This window comes from Dokdonella sp. GW821-FHT11D02, from assembly GCF_058808595.1.
Genome location: NZ_CM179520.1, coordinates 3,637,946 through 3,654,538 on the forward strand (window position 1 = coordinate 3,637,946; position 16,593 = coordinate 3,654,538).

At 62.5% G+C, this 16,593-nt stretch carries 29 protein-coding genes; all 29 read right to left on the reverse strand.

Translation table 11 applies throughout. The features are described 5' to 3' along the window. Window positions 1–12: 12 nt before the first annotated feature. Window positions 13–540 carry a disulfide bond formation protein B gene (locus tag AC3QL3_RS15555; RefSeq protein WP_492895009.1) on the reverse strand — a complete coding sequence of 176 codons (528 nt, stop codon included), beginning with the start codon at window positions 538–540 and terminating at the stop codon, window positions 13–15. 244 nt (window positions 541–784) lie between these two features. Beyond that, window positions 785–1,174: a 50S ribosomal protein L17 gene (gene rplQ / locus AC3QL3_RS15560; RefSeq protein ID WP_492895010.1), complete on the reverse strand. Its 390-nt coding sequence runs from the start codon at window positions 1,172–1,174 to the stop codon at window positions 785–787. Between the two features lie 203 nt (window positions 1,175–1,377). Beyond that, window positions 1,378–2,376, reverse strand: coding sequence for a DNA-directed RNA polymerase subunit alpha (locus AC3QL3_RS15565; RefSeq protein WP_492895011.1), 999 nt, complete (start codon window positions 2,374–2,376; stop codon window positions 1,378–1,380). 136 nt (window positions 2,377–2,512) lie between these two features. After that, complete coding sequence (gene rpsD / locus AC3QL3_RS15570) at window positions 2,513–3,145, reverse strand: 30S ribosomal protein S4 (protein WP_492895012.1); 633 nt, start codon at window positions 3,143–3,145, stop codon at window positions 2,513–2,515. A gap of 75 nt (window positions 3,146–3,220) precedes the next feature. Continuing rightward, a complete protein-coding gene (gene rpsK, locus AC3QL3_RS15575) occupies window positions 3,221–3,613 on the reverse strand; it encodes a 30S ribosomal protein S11 (protein ID WP_291184965.1) in 393 nt (130 codons plus the stop codon). A 94-nt stretch (window positions 3,614–3,707) separates the two neighbouring features. Then, window positions 3,708–4,064, reverse strand: a complete 357-nt coding sequence (gene rpsM, locus AC3QL3_RS15580; protein WP_492895013.1) for a 30S ribosomal protein S13 — start codon at window positions 4,062–4,064, stop codon at window positions 3,708–3,710. A gap of 109 nt (window positions 4,065–4,173) precedes the next feature. Next, the gene (gene secY / locus AC3QL3_RS15585; protein WP_492898943.1) at window positions 4,174–5,466 is read right to left on the reverse strand and encodes a preprotein translocase subunit SecY; all 1,293 of its coding nucleotides are present in this window, start codon (window positions 5,464–5,466) and stop codon (window positions 4,174–4,176) included. Window positions 5,467–5,490: 24 nt separating this feature from the next. Continuing rightward, window positions 5,491–5,925 (reverse strand): 50S ribosomal protein L15, encoded by a 435-nt coding sequence (rplO, locus tag AC3QL3_RS15590; RefSeq protein WP_492895014.1) that lies wholly within the window; start codon window positions 5,923–5,925, stop codon window positions 5,491–5,493. A gap of 43 nt (window positions 5,926–5,968) precedes the next feature. After that, window positions 5,969–6,178 (reverse strand): 50S ribosomal protein L30, encoded by a 210-nt coding sequence (gene rpmD, locus AC3QL3_RS15595; RefSeq protein ID WP_492895015.1) that lies wholly within the window; start codon window positions 6,176–6,178, stop codon window positions 5,969–5,971. Next, on the reverse strand, window positions 6,171–6,683 hold the full coding sequence (gene rpsE / locus AC3QL3_RS15600; protein ID WP_492895016.1) for a 30S ribosomal protein S5: 513 nt from the start codon (window positions 6,681–6,683) through the stop codon (window positions 6,171–6,173). The genes rpmD and rpsE overlap by 8 nt, the downstream gene beginning before the upstream one ends. Before the next feature lie 137 nt (window positions 6,684–6,820). Beyond that, entirely contained in the window at window positions 6,821–7,174 is a 354-nt protein-coding gene (rplR, locus tag AC3QL3_RS15605) for a 50S ribosomal protein L18 (protein WP_492895017.1), read from the reverse strand. A gap of 92 nt (window positions 7,175–7,266) precedes the next feature. After that, window positions 7,267–7,794 carry a 50S ribosomal protein L6 gene (rplF, locus tag AC3QL3_RS15610; RefSeq protein WP_492895018.1) on the reverse strand — a complete coding sequence of 176 codons (528 nt, stop codon included), beginning with the start codon at window positions 7,792–7,794 and terminating at the stop codon, window positions 7,267–7,269. A 21-nt stretch (window positions 7,795–7,815) separates the two neighbouring features. Further along, window positions 7,816–8,211: a 30S ribosomal protein S8 gene (gene rpsH, locus AC3QL3_RS15615; RefSeq protein WP_492895019.1), complete on the reverse strand. Its 396-nt coding sequence runs from the start codon at window positions 8,209–8,211 to the stop codon at window positions 7,816–7,818. Window positions 8,212–8,284: 73 nt separating this feature from the next. Then, window positions 8,285–8,590 (reverse strand): 30S ribosomal protein S14, encoded by a 306-nt coding sequence (gene rpsN, locus AC3QL3_RS15620; protein ID WP_492895020.1) that lies wholly within the window; start codon window positions 8,588–8,590, stop codon window positions 8,285–8,287. A 16-nt stretch (window positions 8,591–8,606) separates the two neighbouring features. Next, window positions 8,607–9,149: a 50S ribosomal protein L5 gene (gene rplE / locus AC3QL3_RS15625; RefSeq protein ID WP_492895021.1), complete on the reverse strand. Its 543-nt coding sequence runs from the start codon at window positions 9,147–9,149 to the stop codon at window positions 8,607–8,609. 11 nt (window positions 9,150–9,160) lie between these two features. Continuing rightward, window positions 9,161–9,475, reverse strand: coding sequence for a 50S ribosomal protein L24 (gene rplX, locus AC3QL3_RS15630; RefSeq protein WP_492895022.1), 315 nt, complete (start codon window positions 9,473–9,475; stop codon window positions 9,161–9,163). A 13-nt stretch (window positions 9,476–9,488) separates the two neighbouring features. Further along, window positions 9,489–9,857 carry a 50S ribosomal protein L14 gene (gene rplN, locus AC3QL3_RS15635; RefSeq protein WP_291186492.1) on the reverse strand — a complete coding sequence of 123 codons (369 nt, stop codon included), beginning with the start codon at window positions 9,855–9,857 and terminating at the stop codon, window positions 9,489–9,491. Between the two features lie 25 nt (window positions 9,858–9,882). Next, complete coding sequence (gene rpsQ / locus AC3QL3_RS15640) at window positions 9,883–10,158, reverse strand: 30S ribosomal protein S17 (protein ID WP_492895023.1); 276 nt, start codon at window positions 10,156–10,158, stop codon at window positions 9,883–9,885. A gap of 1 nt (window position 10,159) precedes the next feature. Further along, the gene (rpmC, locus tag AC3QL3_RS15645; RefSeq protein ID WP_492895024.1) at window positions 10,160–10,354 is read right to left on the reverse strand and encodes a 50S ribosomal protein L29; all 195 of its coding nucleotides are present in this window, start codon (window positions 10,352–10,354) and stop codon (window positions 10,160–10,162) included. Continuing rightward, on the reverse strand, window positions 10,354–10,767 hold the full coding sequence (rplP, locus tag AC3QL3_RS15650; RefSeq protein ID WP_492895025.1) for a 50S ribosomal protein L16: 414 nt from the start codon (window positions 10,765–10,767) through the stop codon (window positions 10,354–10,356). The genes rpmC and rplP overlap by 1 nt, the downstream gene beginning before the upstream one ends. A 73-nt stretch (window positions 10,768–10,840) precedes the next feature. Further along, window positions 10,841–11,545 carry a 30S ribosomal protein S3 gene (gene rpsC / locus AC3QL3_RS15655; protein ID WP_492895026.1) on the reverse strand — a complete coding sequence of 235 codons (705 nt, stop codon included), beginning with the start codon at window positions 11,543–11,545 and terminating at the stop codon, window positions 10,841–10,843. Between the two features lie 17 nt (window positions 11,546–11,562). Continuing rightward, entirely contained in the window at window positions 11,563–11,892 is a 330-nt protein-coding gene (gene rplV / locus AC3QL3_RS15660; RefSeq protein ID WP_492898945.1) for a 50S ribosomal protein L22, read from the reverse strand. Between the two features lie 14 nt (window positions 11,893–11,906). Beyond that, on the reverse strand, window positions 11,907–12,191 hold the full coding sequence (gene rpsS, locus AC3QL3_RS15665; RefSeq protein WP_291184930.1) for a 30S ribosomal protein S19: 285 nt from the start codon (window positions 12,189–12,191) through the stop codon (window positions 11,907–11,909). 13 nt (window positions 12,192–12,204) lie between these two features. Further along, window positions 12,205–13,032: a 50S ribosomal protein L2 gene (rplB, locus tag AC3QL3_RS15670; protein ID WP_492895027.1), complete on the reverse strand. Its 828-nt coding sequence runs from the start codon at window positions 13,030–13,032 to the stop codon at window positions 12,205–12,207. Between the two features lie 48 nt (window positions 13,033–13,080). After that, window positions 13,081–13,371, reverse strand: a complete 291-nt coding sequence (gene rplW / locus AC3QL3_RS15675; RefSeq protein WP_492898947.1) for a 50S ribosomal protein L23 — start codon at window positions 13,369–13,371, stop codon at window positions 13,081–13,083. Continuing rightward, window positions 13,368–13,970, reverse strand: coding sequence for a 50S ribosomal protein L4 (gene rplD, locus AC3QL3_RS15680; RefSeq protein WP_492895028.1), 603 nt, complete (start codon window positions 13,968–13,970; stop codon window positions 13,368–13,370). The genes rplW and rplD overlap by 4 nt, the downstream gene beginning before the upstream one ends. 10 nt (window positions 13,971–13,980) lie before the next feature. After that, window positions 13,981–14,625 (reverse strand): 50S ribosomal protein L3, encoded by a 645-nt coding sequence (gene rplC / locus AC3QL3_RS15685; protein WP_492895029.1) that lies wholly within the window; start codon window positions 14,623–14,625, stop codon window positions 13,981–13,983. Between the two features lie 9 nt (window positions 14,626–14,634). Next, window positions 14,635–14,946 (reverse strand): 30S ribosomal protein S10, encoded by a 312-nt coding sequence (rpsJ, locus tag AC3QL3_RS15690; RefSeq protein WP_291186485.1) that lies wholly within the window; start codon window positions 14,944–14,946, stop codon window positions 14,635–14,637. A 419-nt stretch (window positions 14,947–15,365) separates the two neighbouring features. Then, window positions 15,366–16,556: an elongation factor Tu gene (tuf, locus tag AC3QL3_RS15695; protein ID WP_492895030.1), complete on the reverse strand. Its 1,191-nt coding sequence runs from the start codon at window positions 16,554–16,556 to the stop codon at window positions 15,366–15,368. Window positions 16,557–16,593: the final 37 nt, after the last annotated feature.

The following is a 16,593-nucleotide window of genomic DNA, read 5'->3' on the forward strand; positions in this document are numbered from 1 at the left end:
AAGCCGGCTCGATCAGCGCAGGGTCGGGAACCCGTCTTTGCGCTTGCGGAACCCGGCCCACAGAGCTCCGCCGGCGAGCAGCACGTACCAAACCAGGGTCCAACCCGGCATGGTCAGACCGAGAAAGGTCCAGCCGATTTCGCCGCAGTCGCCGGTGGCCATGAACGCTTTCTTGATCGCCTCGGCGATCGGGAACGAATCCATCAGGTAGTTCAAGCCGGGACCGCAACCATCCATCAGCGGGTCTTTCGGCGAGAACTGCACGATCAAATGGCGGATCGCGACGACCGCACCGACCGCAGCCGCGATCGCGACCAGGATTGCGTAGACGCGTCGGCCTGTGGCCTTTGGCCCGTGCGCCGCGCCGGCCAGGAAGAACAGCGCCATCGCCATGAACGCGACGCGCTGGAAAATGCATTTCGGGCAGGGCTCCAGGCCCATTTGGAACTGTTCGTAGAGCGCGTACGCCAGCAACGCGACACAGACGAAGGCGCCGAACAGGAACTGCGCACGGAACGGCCAGCGGAAGGGATTGAGCATCTCGAAGCCTTGATCGGATTTTTGCAGACAGTCTGCCGCGCTCTGGACCACGAAATCCAGCCAAAGTGCCGAGGAGACGAAAAGTAGAAGCGCGGATGGCGAGGAGCCGACGACCCGACACCGGAGACGGCGAGTATCGCCCGAATCTCTCAACGCAGATCGATCGAAGAAGAGCGCGCAGATGCCACAAAAAACGAACCCCGGACTCAGCCGGGGTTCGTCGGGTATTCAGTGCGCGGACGCCTTACTCGGCGGCAGCTTCTTCGGCGGAAGCGCGCGGGCGGTCGACCAACTCGACGAACGCCATCGGCGCATTGTCGCCGACGCGGAAGCCGCACTTCAGCAGGCGCAGGTAGCCGCCCTTGCGCTCGCGGTAACGCGGGCCGAGTTCGACGAACAGCTTGCCGACCGCCTGCTTGTCGCGCAGACGCGCGAAGGCGAGACGACGGTTGGCGACGCTGTCGGTCTTGGCCAGCGTGATCAGCGGCTCGGCGACGCGACGCAGTTCCTTCGCCTTCGGCAGGGTGGTGCGGATCAGCTCGTGCTTGAACAGCGACGAGGCCATGTTCTTGAACATCGCTTCGCGGTGGCTACTGGTTCGATTGAACTTGCGGCCGGCTTTCTGGTGACGCATGGCGGAATCCTCTTGTCTCTGATTGTTATGAGAAGCCGGCGCTCAAGTCCGATTTCCCGCGGTTACCCGCTTATGTCAGCCCTGCGATAGAACGGGCTGTATTTGAAAAGTGCGACCAAGGATGGTCGCTGGGGAGTTCGGCCGGAACGTTTGCACGCAAATCAGCCGAACCCTTTCCTACTCAGCGATCAAGGACGATCGCATTAACCCAACTGCATACCGTGCACGAGGCCCGGCGGCGGCCAGCTGTCCAGCTTCATGCCGAGCTGCAGGCCACGCTGATACAGCACGTCCTTGATCTCGGTCAGCGACTTCTTGCCGAGATTCGGCGTCTTCAGGAGCTCGACTTCAGTCTTCTGCACCAGATCGCCGATGTAGTAGATGCTCTCGGCCTTGAGGCAGTTGGCCGAACGCACGGTCAGTTCCAGATCGTCGATCGGACGCAGCAGCACCGGGTCAACGCCGCTCTTGTCGGTCTTCGCATCCGCGCTCTCGCGGCGGGTGAAGTCGCCGAACACGCTGATCTGGTCCTGCAGGATTTCCGCCGCCTTGCGTACGGCTTCCTCGGCGTCGATCGCACCGTTGGTTTCGACATCGAGCACGAGCTTGTCGAGGTCGGTGCGCTGCTCCAGACGCGCGCTGTCGACCTGATAGGCGACGCGGCGAACCGGGCAGAACGACGCGTCGAGCGGCAGGCGACCGATCGGGCGCGCTTCTTCGTCCGGCAGACGGCGCGCCGTGGCCGGCTGGTAGCCGACGCCGCGTGCAACCTTCAGGCGCATGTTCAGCGCGATGTCTTTGGTCAGGTGGCAGATGACGTGATCGGGATTGACGATCTCGACCGTGTGGTCGACCTTGATGTCACCCGCCGTGACGACGCCCTTGCCCTTCTTGCTGAGCGTGAGCGTGGTCTCGTCGTTGCCGTGCATGCGGATCGCGACATCTTTGAGATTCAGCAGAACCTCGATGACGTCTTCCTGCAGGCCTTCGAGCGTGGTGTACTCGTGCAGCACGCCGTCGATTTCGACTTCGATGATCGCACTGCCCGGAATGGACGACAGCAGAACGCGGCGCAGCGCGTTGCCGAGCGTATGGCCGAAGCCGCGCTCGAGAGGTTCGACGACGACCTTCGCGCGATCGGCGCCGATGCGCTCGACATTGATGCCGCGCGGACGCAGCACATTGGTGGACGATCCCGCCATATGACAACTCCAAGAACCCCGAGAGGGCCCTATATGGTGTGTTTGCCGCAAAAATCCAGTTGCGGCGGCATGAAGAGTGCAGACACGGACGTCTGCTTTTTGACTTTCGCGGTCAGGATGACCGCAAAAACAAACACTACTTCGAGTAGAGCTCGATGATCAGGCTTTCGTTGATGTCGGGCGGCAGGTCCGCACGCTCCGGCAGCGTCTTGAACAGACCCGCGGCCTTCTTCGCATCGACTTCGATCCAGGTCGGCACGAGATCCATCTCCTGCGAGACGGTCAGCGCTTCCTGCACGCGCAGCTGGGTCTTGGCGCGCTCGGACAGGGCGATCTCATCGCCAGGACGCACCTGGAACGACGGCAGATTCACCTTCTTGCCGTTGACGCGCACGGCAGCGTGCGAAACGAGCTGACGCGCACCGGCGCGCGTTACCGCGAAGCCCATGCGGTAGACCACGTTGTCCAAGCGCGACTCGAGCAAGCGCAGCAGATTCTCGCCGGTATTGCCCTTCTGGCCCGACGCTTTCTTGTAGTACGAGCTGAACTGGCGCTCGAGCAAGCCGTAGATGCGCTTGACCTTCTGCTTCTCGCGCAGCTGCACGCCGTAGTCGGACAAGCGACCACGCTTGGCGCCGGTCGCACCGTGCTGGCCGGGCTTCTGCTCCAGCTTGCACTTGGAATCCAGAGCGCGCGCGGGGCTCTTGAGGTTGAGGTCGGCGCCTTCACGGCGCGCGAGCTTGCAGGTAGGTCCGAGGTAACGTGCCATTCTGAGCTATCTCTTATTGAGAAGTCCGGCCATGGTTGGCCGGTTCTTGATTCTCGCGATCGCGAACGATCGCCCTTATACGCGCCGCTTTTTCGGCGGACGGCAGCCGTTGTGCGGAATCGGCGTCACGTCGATGATGTTGGTGACCTTGAAGCCCGCGTTGTTGAGCGAGCGGACAGCCGACTCGCGACCCGGGCCCGGGCCCTTGATGCGCACTTCGACGGTCTTGATGCCGTAGTCGGCCGCTGCACGCGCCGCCTTGTCGGCCGCGACCTGAGCCGCGAACGGGGTCGACTTGCGCGAACCGCGGAAGCCTGCGCCTCCGGCGGTCGCCCACGACAGCGCGTTGCCCTGGCGGTCGGTGATCGTGACCACGGTGTTGTTGAACGAAGCCTGCACATGGGCGACGGCGTCCGTCACCACGCGCTTGGTCTTCTTCTTTGCTTTGACTGCAACCGGCTTGTTCATGGGTCCGGAGGATCCTCGAAAGATTTTTGTCTACGCAGCCATCCTGGCCAGACAGCGAATCCGGCCGTCCCGGCCGGATCCTTCAATGGGGCTGTTACTTCTTGATCGCGCGACGCGGACCCTTACGGGTGCGCGCATTGGTACGTGTACGCTGGCCGCGCATCGGCAGGCCGCGACGATGACGTAGACCGCGGTAAGTGCCGAGGTCGATCAAACGCTTGATCGACATACCTACTTCGCGGCGCAGATCGCCTTCGACGCCGAACTTGGCGATCTCATGGCGCAGCTTGTCGACCTCGGCCTCGGTCAGATCCTTGATCTTCGCGGCCGGATTGACGCCAGCGTCGGCGCAGACCTTCTTCGCGCGCGAACGGCCGACACCGAAAATGCTCTGCAGGCCGATCACGACATGCTTCTGAACCGGCAGATTGACACCTGCAATGCGTGCCATGCTTGTTTGTCTCCAACTACTGAGTGCGCAGAGAACTTGACATTATATCCGGATTGTCGCAGGCAGCAAACCCCTCTGCCCCATCCACCGGGAATACCGTTTTTGCCGCTCAACGGCCGCGCAAATTCGCCTTCTTGAGCAGACTTTCATATTGGTGCGAGACCAGGTGCGCCTGGATCTGCGCCGTGAAATCCATGACCACGACGACCACGATCAACAGCGAGGTGCCGCCGAAATAGAACGGCACGTGCCAGGCGTTGCGCAGGATGTCCGGAATCAGACACACCGCGACCAGGTACAGAGCGCCGGCGCCGGTCAGGCGGGTCAGCACGCTGTCGATGTAGTCGGCGGTCGCCTTGCCCGGGCGCAAGCCCGGAATCAGCGCGCCGGAGCGCTTGAGATTGTCCGCGGTTTCCTGCGAATTGAACGTCAACGCCGTATAGAAATACGCGAACACGATGATCAGGACCGCGTAGATCAGCATGTGCAGCGGCTCGCCCGGACCGAGGGCGGAGGTCAGCACCTGCAGCCAATGGATCTGGCTCGAATTGTTGAACCAAGTCGCCGCCGTCGCCGGGAACATCAACAACGAGGACGCGAAGATCGGCGGAATCACACCGGCCATGTTGATCTTCAGCGGCAGGTGCGAACTCTGATTCATGTACGCCTTGCCGGCGCCGCCCTGGCGGCGCGCATAGTTCACGGTGATGCGGCGCTGGCCGCGCTCCATGAACACGACGAAGGCGGTCACCGCGAGCACGATCACGAACACGATCAGCACGCGGATGATCGGCAGTTCGCCGCTCTGCGCCATGCCGAGGGTATGCACGACGGCCGCAGGCAGCCCGGCGACGATGCCGGCGAAGATCAAGAGCGAAATGCCGTTGCCGACGCCGCGCTCGGTGATCTGCTCGCCCAGCCACATCAAGAACATGGTGCCGGCGGTCAAGCCGACCACCGTTGCGAAAATGAAGCCCGGACCCGGCGAGTAGACGATACCCTGCTGAGTCTGCAGCATCGTCGCGACGCTGAAGGACTGGAACAAGGCCAGCACCAAGGTGCCGAAGCGCGTGTACATGGTCAGCTTGCGCCGACCCGACTCGCCTTCCTTGCGCAGGGCCTGCCAGCTCGGCACCACGGTCGCGAACATCTGCACGATGATCGAGGCCGAGATGTAGGGGATCACGCCGAGCGCGAAGATCGAGAAGCGGCTCAACGCGCCACCCGAGAACATGTTGAACATGTCCAGCAGTCCGCCGCCCTGCTGGATCAGGCGCGACATCGCGTCCGGATTGACGCCCGGCACCGGAATGAACGAGCCGAGCCGATACACGATCAGCGCGCCGATCACGAACAGCAGACGCTGCTTCAGCTCGGTCAATTTACCGAACGAAGCGAGCATGTTGGACTGCGAAGACGCCACGGTTTACTCCACGCTGCCGCCAGCTGCCTCGATCGCCGCCTTGGCACCGGCGGTCACCGCCACGCCCTTCAGCTTGACGGCGCGCTTGATTTCACCCTTCTTGACGATCTTCGCGCGCTCGGCGCGCGTCTCGATCAGACCGGCCGCCTTCAGCGCGTCGAAATCGATCACGTCCGCCTTCAGCGAGTCGAGCTTGTACAGCAGCACTTCGCTGACTTCGTGCGCCTTCTTCGAGCGGAAGCCGACCTTTGGCAGACGGCGCTGCAGCGGCATCTGACCGCCTTCGAAGCCGGCCTTGACCTTGCCCTTGCCCGAGCGTGCGAACTGGCCCTTGTGGCCGCGGCCGGCAGTCTTGCCGAGGCCGGAGCCGATGCCGCGACCGACGCGAACGCGATCCTTGCGGGCGCCGGCGGCAGGCTTGAGTGTATTGAGACGCATGATGTGACTCCTGAACGGGTAAGCGCGCCGTGCGCGCTTTTTCTTAAGCGCTTTCTTCGATGCGAACCAGATAACTGACCTGATTGATCAGTCCGCGCACCGAGGGCGAGTCCTTGAGTTCGCGTACGTCATTGAGCTTGCGCAGGCCGAGCGCGCGCACGCTGAGACGATGGCGCTCCTGGCAGCTGTTGATGCTCTTGAACAGACGCACACGGATGGTCTTGCCTTCCGCTGCTTTCTTCGCCTTAGCCATTGCCGAGCACCTCATCGACCGACTTGCCACGCTTGGAGGCGATGCGCTCCGGCGACACCATCGCCTGCAGGCCGTTGATCGTCGCGCGCACCAGATTGATCGGGTTACGCGAACCGACCGCCTTCGCCAACACGTTCTTGACGCCGACCACTTCGAGCACAGCACGCATCGCGCCACCGGCGATCACGCCAGTACCCTCGGACGCCGGCTGCATGAACACCTTCGCCGCACCGTGGTTGGCTTTGACCGCGTGGAACAAGGTTCCGTTGTTGAGCTGAACCTTGACCATGCCCTTACGCGCACGCTCCATTGCCTTGGAGATCGCGACCGGCACTTCGCGCGCCTTGCCGTAACCGAAGCCGACCCGGCCGTCGCCGTCACCGACCACAGTCAGCGCGGTGAAGCTCATCTGACGGCCGCCCTTGACGGTCTTCGCTACGCGGTTCACCGCGATCAGCTTCTCGAGGAAACCGTCCGCGCTTTCACGTTCGTTGTTGTTCGCCATGTTTCACCTTTATGCCGCTCCCTGGGGAGGCGGACTTCTGCTTGCGGCAAGGCCGCTTAGAATTGTGATATCGCTGGAACTTGTGGATTGGGGCTCGGGATCGAAAAAACTACGATCTCCAATTCCCAATCTCTGCTTTAGAACTTCAAGCCCGCTTCGCGCGCCGCGTCGGCCAGAGCCTGGATGCGACCGTGATAACGGAAACCGGAACGGTCGAACGCGACCTTCTCGATGCCGGCCTTCAGCGCCGCTTCCGCGACCGCCTTACCGACCGCCGCCGCTGCCGCCTTGTTCTTGGTGCCCTTGAGGCCCTCGGCCAGCGACTTCTGCACGGTCGAAGCTGCCGCGACGACCTTCTCGCCGTCGGCGCTGAAGACCTGCGCGTAGATGTGCTGCGCGCTGCGGTGGACCGACAGACGCGGCACGCCCAAGGTGCGAATACGCGCACGCGTGGACTTGGCGCGGCGGAGTCTTGCGATGTTCTTTTCCACTGTAGTTCTCCGGAAAGCGGATCGGCTGATTTGCTGCTTTTGGTGAGAAGTGCAGCCAGGGACGGCCGCTTTCACACGCAGGGACAGCGTACTTAAGCCTTCTTGGCTTCCTTGATCGTGATCTGTTCACCCGAGTACCGCACGCCCTTGCCCTTGTAGGGTTCCGGCGGACGGAACGCGCGGATCTTCGCTGCAACTTCGCCGACGCGCTGCTTGTCGGCACCCTTGATCAAGATCTCGGTCTGTGCCGGCACTTCGATCGTGATGCCTTCCGGCGCCTTGAACAGCACCGGATGCGAAAAACCGAGGCTGAGATTCAGGTCCTTGCCCTGCAGGGCAGCGCGATAACCGACGCCGACCAGTTCGAGCTTGCGCGTATAGCCTTCGCTAACGCCCTTGACCATGTTGTTGATCAATGCGCGCGCGGTACCGGCCATCTTGTGATCGTTATCACCCTGCGCCTTGAGCTGGACTTCGCCGCCATTGATGGCGACGTCGACGCCGGCCGGCGCCGCGATCTTGAGGGTGCCCTTCGGGCCCTTCACTGTGATCGCGTCGGCCTGCACCTGGCATTCCACGCCTTTCGGCAGCGCAACGGGCTTCTTTCCTACACGTGACATGGTTGTGTCTCCACCAAAACTTTAGGCGACCAGACCGATGACTTCGCCGCCCAGCCCCTGCTTGCGGGCTTGTGCGTCGGTCATGATGCCGGACGAGGTCGAGACGATCGAAATGCCGAGGCCGCCGAGAATCTTCGGCAACGCTTCCTTGCCGCGGTACACACGCAGGCCCGAACGGCTGATGCGCTCGATGCGCTCGATCACCGGCTTGCCTTCGTAATACTTCAGCGCGATCTGGAGCTTCGGCTTGCCGTCTTCGGTGACGGTCTGCACTTCGGCGACATAACCTTCGTTCTTCAACAGGTTCGCAATCGCCTGCTTCACGCGCGACGCCGGCATCGCCACGGTACGCTTGCCCGTGGCTTGCGCGTTGCGGATGCGCGTGAACATGTCGGCGATGGGATCAGTCATGCTCATGATTCATTCCTTCTCTAGCATCGATATCCCGGAATTCACGCGATGCGCGAACTCCGAAAAATTGTAGTGTTGCTTACCAGCTGGCCTTGCGCAGACCCGGCACGTCGCCGCGCATGGTCGCTTCGCGCAGCTTGTGACGGCCGAGGCCGAACTTGCTGTACACGCCGCGCGGACGACCGGTCAGCGCGCAACGATTGCGCTGACGCGCGGGGCTCGAATCACGCGGCAGCTTCTGCAGCTTGACTGCAGCAGCGAGCTTGTCGTCGTACGACGCGGTCGCGCTGGAGATGATCTTCTTCAGCTCGTCGCGCTTCGCGCCGTGACGCTTGACCAGTTTGGCCCGCTTCAGGTCGCGATTGATCATTGAACGCTTTGCCATGATGGGTCCTGGTCGATCAGTTACGGAACGGGAACTTGAAAGCTTCCAACAACGCCTTCGCTTCCTCGTCGGTGCGCGCCGTCGTCGTGATCGCGATGTCCATGCCGCGCAGCGCGTCGATCTGGTCGAAGTCGATCTCGGGGAAGATGATCTGTTCCTTCAGACCCATGTTGAAGTTGCCGCGGCCGTCGAACGAACGACCCGAAATACCGCGGAAGTCACGCACGCGCGGCAACGAGATGTTGATCAGACGATCGAAGAACTCGTACATGCGCGCACGACGCAAGGTGACCTTGCAGCCGATCGGCCAGTTCTCGCGGATCTTGAACGTCGCATGCGCCTTGCGCGACAAAGTCACGATCGGCTTCTGACCGGCGATCTTCGCCATGTCGGCGACCGCGTTCTCGAGGATCTTTTTGTTGCCCACGGCCTCGCCCACGCCCATGTTGAGCGTGATCTTGGTCAAGCGCGGGACCTGCATCGGATTGGCGTAGCTGAAGCGCTCGACGAGCTTCGGCACCACCTGTTCCTTGTAGATTGTTTCAAGACGCGTCGTCATTGCTGCAGACCTCAAGCGTCAACCACTTCGCCGGAAGAGCGGAACACGCGGACCTTGCGCCCATCATCGAGCGTCTTGTAGCCCACGCGCTCACCCTTACCGGTGGCGGTGTTGAACAGCATTACGTTGGAAATATGGATCGGTGCCTCGCGCTCGACGATTCCGCCAGGCTGATTCGCCTGCGGATTCGGCTTGGTGTGGCGCTTGACGAGATTGATGTTCTGCACGAACACGGAATCTCCCGCGACGCGCGTCACCTCGCCCCTCTGGCCCTTGCTTTTGCCGGCGATCACCAGAACCTGGTCGCCCTTGCGGATACGGTTCATGACATCAACCTCGTTACAAAACTTCCGGCGCCAGCGACACGATCTTCATGAATCGTTCGCCACGCAGCTCACGCGTGACCGGCCCGAAGATGCGGGTGCCGATCGGCTCGAGCTTGTTGTTCAGGAGGACGGCCGCATTGCCGTCGAAACGGATCAGCGAGCCGTCCGCACGGCGTACACCCTTGCGGGTACGCACGACGACGGCGTCGTAGACTTCGCCTTTCTTGACCTTGCCGCGCGGAATCGCGTCGCGGATCGAAACTTTGATGATGTCGCCGATGCCGGCGTAACGGCGCTTGGAGCCGCCGAGCACCTTGATGCACATCAGTTCCTTCGCGCCGCTGTTATCCGCTGCGGCCAGCGTGGTCTGCATCTGGATCATGTCGCTTGACTCCTCCGCTCCACGCTCAGGCTTCAGCGCGCGTGACGACTTTCACGACGCGCCAGTTCTTGGTCTTCGACAGCGGACGGCATTCCGCGATGCGGACGACGTCGCCTTCCTTGCATTCGCCGGCCTCGTCGTGCGCGTGCACCTTGGTCGAGCGGCGTACGATCTTGCCGTACAGCGGATGCTGGACCTGACGCTCGAGCAGAACGGTGACCGTCTTCTGCATCTTGTTGCTGACGACACGCCCTTCGAGCGTGCGCTGGGCTTTCTGGTTTTCGGTCGACTGTTCGCTCATCTCACTGCCCCTGCTTCTGCGCGCCGAGCAGGTGCTTGACCTGCGCAATCTCACGGCGGACGCGGCCGAACTGATGCGTCTGCGAGAGCTGGCCGGAGCCCTTCTGCATGCGCAGATTGAACTGTTCGCGACGCAATTCGGCGAGATGCTCGACGAGCTGCTGCGGGTTCTTCTGGCGGAGTTCCTTCAGTTCCATCACAGCACCGTCCGGGTTACGAATTGAGTCTGCACCGACAACTTCGCAGCAGCCAGGCGGAACGCCTCGCGCGCCTCGGCTTCGGTGACGCCTTCCATTTCATACAGCATGCGGCCCGGCTGGATCGGCGCGACCCAGAACTCGACGTTGCCCTTACCGTTGCCCATGCGGACTTCGATCGGCTTCTTGGTGATCGGCTTGTCCGGGAACACACGAATCCACAGCTTGCCGCCGCGCTTGACGAAGCGCGTGATGCAGCGACGCGCGGATTCGATCTGACGGGCGGTCAAATGGCCGTGCGTGGTCGCCTTCAGGCCGAACTCGCCGAAACTGACCTTGTTGGAAACATAGGCCAGACCGCGGTTGCGGGCCTTGTGAACCTTGCGATACTTGGTGCGCTTGGGTTGCAGCATGACTTTTCTCTGCCTGTGCGATCGTCCTTGACCGCTGGATCACGAAGCGGTCATCCCGACCGCGTCGATTGTTTTAGTTCTTGCCCGGCGCGCGACGCTGCGGACGCTCTTCCGCCGCTTCAGCCTTGGCTTCCTGCTGCGCAGCGTGCAGATCGAAGATCTCGCCTTTGTAGACCCACACCTTCACACCGATGATGCCGTAGGTGGTCTTAGCTTCGGCGAAACCGTAGTCGATGTCGGCACGCAGCGTATGCAGCGGCACGCGACCTTCGCGGTACCACTCCGAACGCGCGATCTCGGCGCCGTTCAGGCGACCGCCGACGTTGACCTTGATGCCGAGAGCGCCCAGGCGCATCGCGTTCTGCACCGAGCGCTTCATCGCGCGACGGAACATGATGCGGCGCTCGAGCTGCTGCGCGATCGACTCGGCGACCAGCTGCGCGTCGAGCTCGGGCTTGCGCACTTCGGTCACGTTGATGTGCGCCGGAACGCCCATCACCTGCGACACTTCCTTGCGCAGCTTCTCGATGTCCTCACCCTTCTTGCCGATCACCACGCCCGGGCGGGCGGTGTGGATCGTCACGCGCGCGGTCTTGGCCGGGCGCTCGATCAGAATCTTCGAGATGCCGGCCTGCGCCAGCTTCTTCTTCAGAAGTTCGCGCACCTTGAGGTCGGCGCCGAGGTAGTCGGCGTATTCGCGCTTGTTCGCGAACCACTTCGAGTTCCAGTCCTTGGCGATGCCCAGGCGGATACCGATTGGATTGACTTTGTGACCCATCGTTTCGATCCTGTGCCTTATTCGCCGACGACCACGGTGATGTGGCTCGTACGCTTGGAAATGCGGGAACCGCGACCCTTCGCACGCGCATGCATGCGCTTGAGGATCGCACCCTCGTCCACGAAGATCTTCGCGACCTTCAACTCGTCCACGTCGGCGCCGAGATTGTTTTCCGCGTTCGCGACCGCCGAGCGCAGCACCTTACGGATCAGCTGCGCCGCCTTCTTGTCGCTGAACAGCAGCAGGTTGTCCGCCCGGCCGACCGGAAGACCACGAACCTGGTCGGCGACCAGACGGGCCTTCTGCGGAGAAATGCGCGCGCTGCGCAAGATCGCTTTCGCTTCCATCGTGCTCACCGTCGTCACTTCTTGGCCTCGGCGGCCTTCTTGTCGCCCGAATGCCCCTTGAACGTGCGGGTGACCGCGAATTCGCCGAGCTTGTGGCCGACCATGTTTTCGTTGACCAGCACCGGTACGTGCTGGCGACCGTTGTGGATGGCGAGCGTCAGGCCCACCATTTCAGGCACGATCATCGAGCGGCGCGACCAGGTCTTGATCGGGCGCTTGTTGTTTGCTGCGCTCGCCGCGTCCACCTTCTTCTGCAGATGGTGATCGACGAACGGACCTTTCTTGAGAGAACGTGGCATGGATCGCTACCTGTTAGCCGCGACGATCGCGGACGATGAACTGCGTCGTACGCTTGTTCTTGCGTGTCTTGTAACCCTTGGTCGGCATGCCCCACGGCGATACCGGATGCGGGTTACCTTGGCCGGCCTTGGCCTCACCACCGCCGTGCGGATGGTCGACCGGGTTCATCGCCGCGCCGCGCACGGTCGGACGCACACCGCGCCAACGGCTCGCACCGGCCTTGCCCAGCTTCTCGAGGTTGTGCTCGGAGTTGCCGACTTCGCCGATCGTCGCGCGGCACTCGGCCGGAACCTTGCGCATTTCGCCCGAACGCAGACGCAGCGTGGCGTAGCCCTGCTCACGTGCGACCAGCTGCGCCGAAGCGCCGGCGGAACGCGCGATCTGCGCTCCCTTGCCCGGCTTCATCTCGATGCAATGCACGGTCGAGCCGATCGGGATATTGCGCAGCGGCAGCGAGTTGCCGACCTTGATCGGCGCGTCGTGACCGGAAATCAGCTGGTCACCGACCTTCGCGCCCTTGGGCGAGATGATGTAGCGACGCTCGCCGTCGACGAACAGCAGAAGCGCGATGAGCGCGGTGCGGTTCGGATCGTATTCGATGCGCTCGATGCGGCAGGCGATGCCTTCCTTGTCGCGCTTGAAATCGATGATGCGGTAGTTCTGCTTCGAACCGCCGCCCTTGTGGCGCGTCGTGATGCGACCGTAGTGGTTACGGCCGCCGGTCTTCGACTGCGACTCGGTCAGCGGACGGTACGGATCGCCCTTGTGCAGTCCGGGCGTGACCACGCGCACGACGGCGCGGCGTCCGGCTGAGGTGGGTTTGACTGTAATCAGTGCCATGATGTCTTTTTCCTGATTTCCATGAGCGCCATGGCGCCCATATCCACCTTAAGCCTTGGCGGTCACGTCGATGGTTTGGCCATCGGCGAGGCGTACGTAAGCCTTGCGCTTGCTACCGCGCGTTCCCGCGCGGTTGCGGAAGTTGCGAGCCTTGCCCTTCTGGTTGACCAGATTCACCGACTGCACTTCGACGCTGAAGAGGCCCTCGACGGCGGCCTTGACGTCGGCCTTCGTCGCGCCCTGCGCAACTTCGAAAACATACTGATTGTGTTCCTGCAGGCGCGCGCTCTTCTCGGAGATGTGCGGCGCGCGCAGGACGCTGAAAAGCTGCTCTTTCATGCCAGCCACTCCTCGATGCGCTTCAGCGATTCGACCGTCATCACGACCTTGTCGGCGCCGACCAGGCTGACCGGATCCAGCGCGGCGACGTCGACGACGTGCACGTAGGGCACGTTGCGGGCGGCCAGGAACAGCGCCTCGGGCGCATTCTCGGCGACCAGCACAACGCGACCTTCGGCCTTCAGCTCGCCGAGCTTGGCGACCAGCGCCTTGGTCTTCGGCTGCTCGACACCGAACGACTCGACCAGTGCGATGCGACCCTGGCGGTTGAGTTCCGACAGAATCGAAACCATCGCGCCGCGGAACATCTTGCGATTCACTTTCTGCGCGAAGCTGCGCGGCTTGGCCGCGAAGGTCACGCCGCCGCCGACGAAGATCGGAGCCTTCAGCGCACCGTGACGCGCGCCGCCGCCCTTCTGCTTCTTCGACTTCTTGGTCGTGCCGTTGACCTCGGAGCGCGTCTTCTGCGCCTTGGTGCCGGCACGGCCTGCGTTGCGATACGCGACGACGACCTGATGCACGAGGTCTTCGCGGAATTCTTTGCCGAACACCGCCTCGGAGACGGTCACGGCCTTGGCGCCAACAACGTTGAGTTCCATGGCGTCCTCCTTACTTCGACTTCACGGCGGGTCGGATGACCACGTTGCCGCCCGGAGCGCCCGGAACCGCACCCTTGACCGCAATCAGATGACGCTCGTTGTCGATCTTGACGACTTCGAGGTTCATCGACGAACGATTCACGTTACCCATCTGGCCGGACATCTTCTTGCCCGGAAACACGCGGCCCGGCGTCTGGCGCTGACCGATCGAGCCCGGCGAGCGATGCGACAGCGAGTTACCGTGCGTGGCGTCGCCCATCGTGAAGTGGTGACGCTTGATCGTGCCCTGGAAGCCCTTGCCCTTGCTGACGCCGGCGACGTCGACTTTCTGGCCGACCGTGAACAGCTCTTCGGCCTTCACTTCGCCGCCGACCGCGAACTTGCCGAGATCACCGGCTTCGACGCGGAACTCCCACAAACCACGACCGGCCTCGACCTTCGCTTTCGCGTAATGTCCGGTCAGCGGCTTGCTGATCAGCGCGGCGCGCTTCGCGCCGGCAGTGACCTGGATCGCGCTGTAGCCGTCGACCTCGACCGTCTTCACCTGGGTCACGCGGTTCGGCGTCGCTTCGATCAGCGTCACCGGCACCGAGCGACCATCCTCGGTGAAGACGCGGCTCATGCCGCATTTACGACCTACCAATCCGATACTCATGATCTAGCCTCAGTGCAACTTGATCTGGACGTCGACGCCAGCGGCCAGGTCGAGCTTCATCAGCGCGTCCACGGTCTTGTCGTTCGGGTCGACGATGTCCAGCACGCGCTTGTGCACGCGCGTCTCGTACTGATCGCGCGCATCCTTGTCCGCATGGGGCGAAACCAGAATGGTGTAGCGCTCGATCTTGGTCGGCAGCGGGATCGGGCCGAGCACTTGCGCGCCCGTACGCTTCGCTGTTTCGACGATCTCGCTGGCCGAGCGATCGATCAAGCGATGATCGAACGCCTTCAGTCGAATTCGAATCTTCTGATCCGCCATTGCCGTGTCCTTGAATCTGAAAGAACGTTGCTGTCCACGTCGAGACTCTCGCGCCCCGTCCGCGGCGATCCGGTTCCGGATCGCTTGCCCAACCACATGCTTGGAACTACGAAAGTTTGGGCGAGCCGATATCGGCTCGCCCAAACTGGAATTTCTCCGCCCCGTCGAGCCCCTGAGCAACATCGTTGCCAGGCGCACGCAGCGCGATCGACCGTCCTTGTCCGCGAATTCGAAGCGCGTCCTGCGCCTCATTTCGCTGTAGTGCCGACCCGACTTATGAAGTTTGGCCGGCAGTGAGTCGCCTACTATAACGCGGTGTCAGCCAGAAGTGAATAGCTGGGAGCCGAAAATTTCATCGAAAAGTCGTCGAAAGCGAAAACTTGTCCCGACGACCCCTCATTTCCGCTTGCCAGGCTCTCTTACTGGATGATCTTGGCCACCACGCCGGCGCCGACGGTACGACCGCCTTCGCGAATCGCGAAGCGCAGACCCTCGTCCATCGCGATCGGCGCAATCAGCGTCACCACCATTTTGATGTTGTCGCCCGGCATCACCATCTCGACGCCTTCCGGCAGCTCGCACGCACCCGTCACGTCCGTCGTACGGAAGTAGAACTGCGGACGGTAGCCCTTGAAGAACGGCGTATGACGACCGCCTTCTTCCTTCGACAGCACGTACACCTCCGCCTCGAACTTCGTGTGCGGCGTGATGCTGCCCGGCTTCGCCAACACCTGGCCGCGCTCCACGTCGTCGCGCTTGGTGCCGCGCAGCAGCAGACCCGCGTTGTCGCCCGCCTGGCCCTGATCCAGCAGCTTGCGGAACATCTCAACGCCCGTCACCGTCGTCTTCTGCGTCGGACGAATGCCCACGATCTCGATTTCGTCGCCCACCTTGATCACGCCGCGCTCGATGCGCCCCGTCACCACCGTGCCGCGACCCGAAATCGAGAACACGTCCTCGACCGGCATCAGGAACGCCTTGTCGATGTCGCGCTGCGGCTCCGGAATCCACGTGTCCAGCGCTTCCACCAGCTTGATGATCGCCGGCACGCCGATTTCGCTCTGATCGCCTTCCAGCGCCTTCAGCGCCGAACCCTTCACGATCGGCGTGTCGTCGCCCGGGAAGTTGTACTTCGACAGCAGCTCGCGGATCTCCATCTCGACGAGCTCCAGCAGCTCCGCGTCGTCGACCATGTCCGCCTTGTTCATGAACACCACGATGTACGGCACGCCGACCTGGCGCGCCAACAGAATGTGCTCACGCGTCTGCGGCATCGGACCGTCCGCCGCCGAACACACCAGGATCGCGCCGTCCATCTGCGCCGCTCCCGTGATCATGTTCTTCACGTAGTCCGCATGACCCGGACAATCCACGTGCGCGTAGTGACGGTTCGGCGATTCGTATTCCACGTGCGCCGTCGAAATCGTAATGCCGCGCGCCTTCTCTTCCGGCGCCGCATCGATCTGGTCGTACGCCTTGAACTCGCCGCCGAACCGCTCCGCACCGATCTTCGTCAGCGCCGCCGTCAGCGTCGTCTTGCCGTGGTCCACGTGACCGATCGTGCCTACGTTCACGTGCGGCTTCTTGCGCTCGAATTTTTCCTTGGACATGACTTGAAACCTCAGAACAGAAATTTGGGAACGTGCG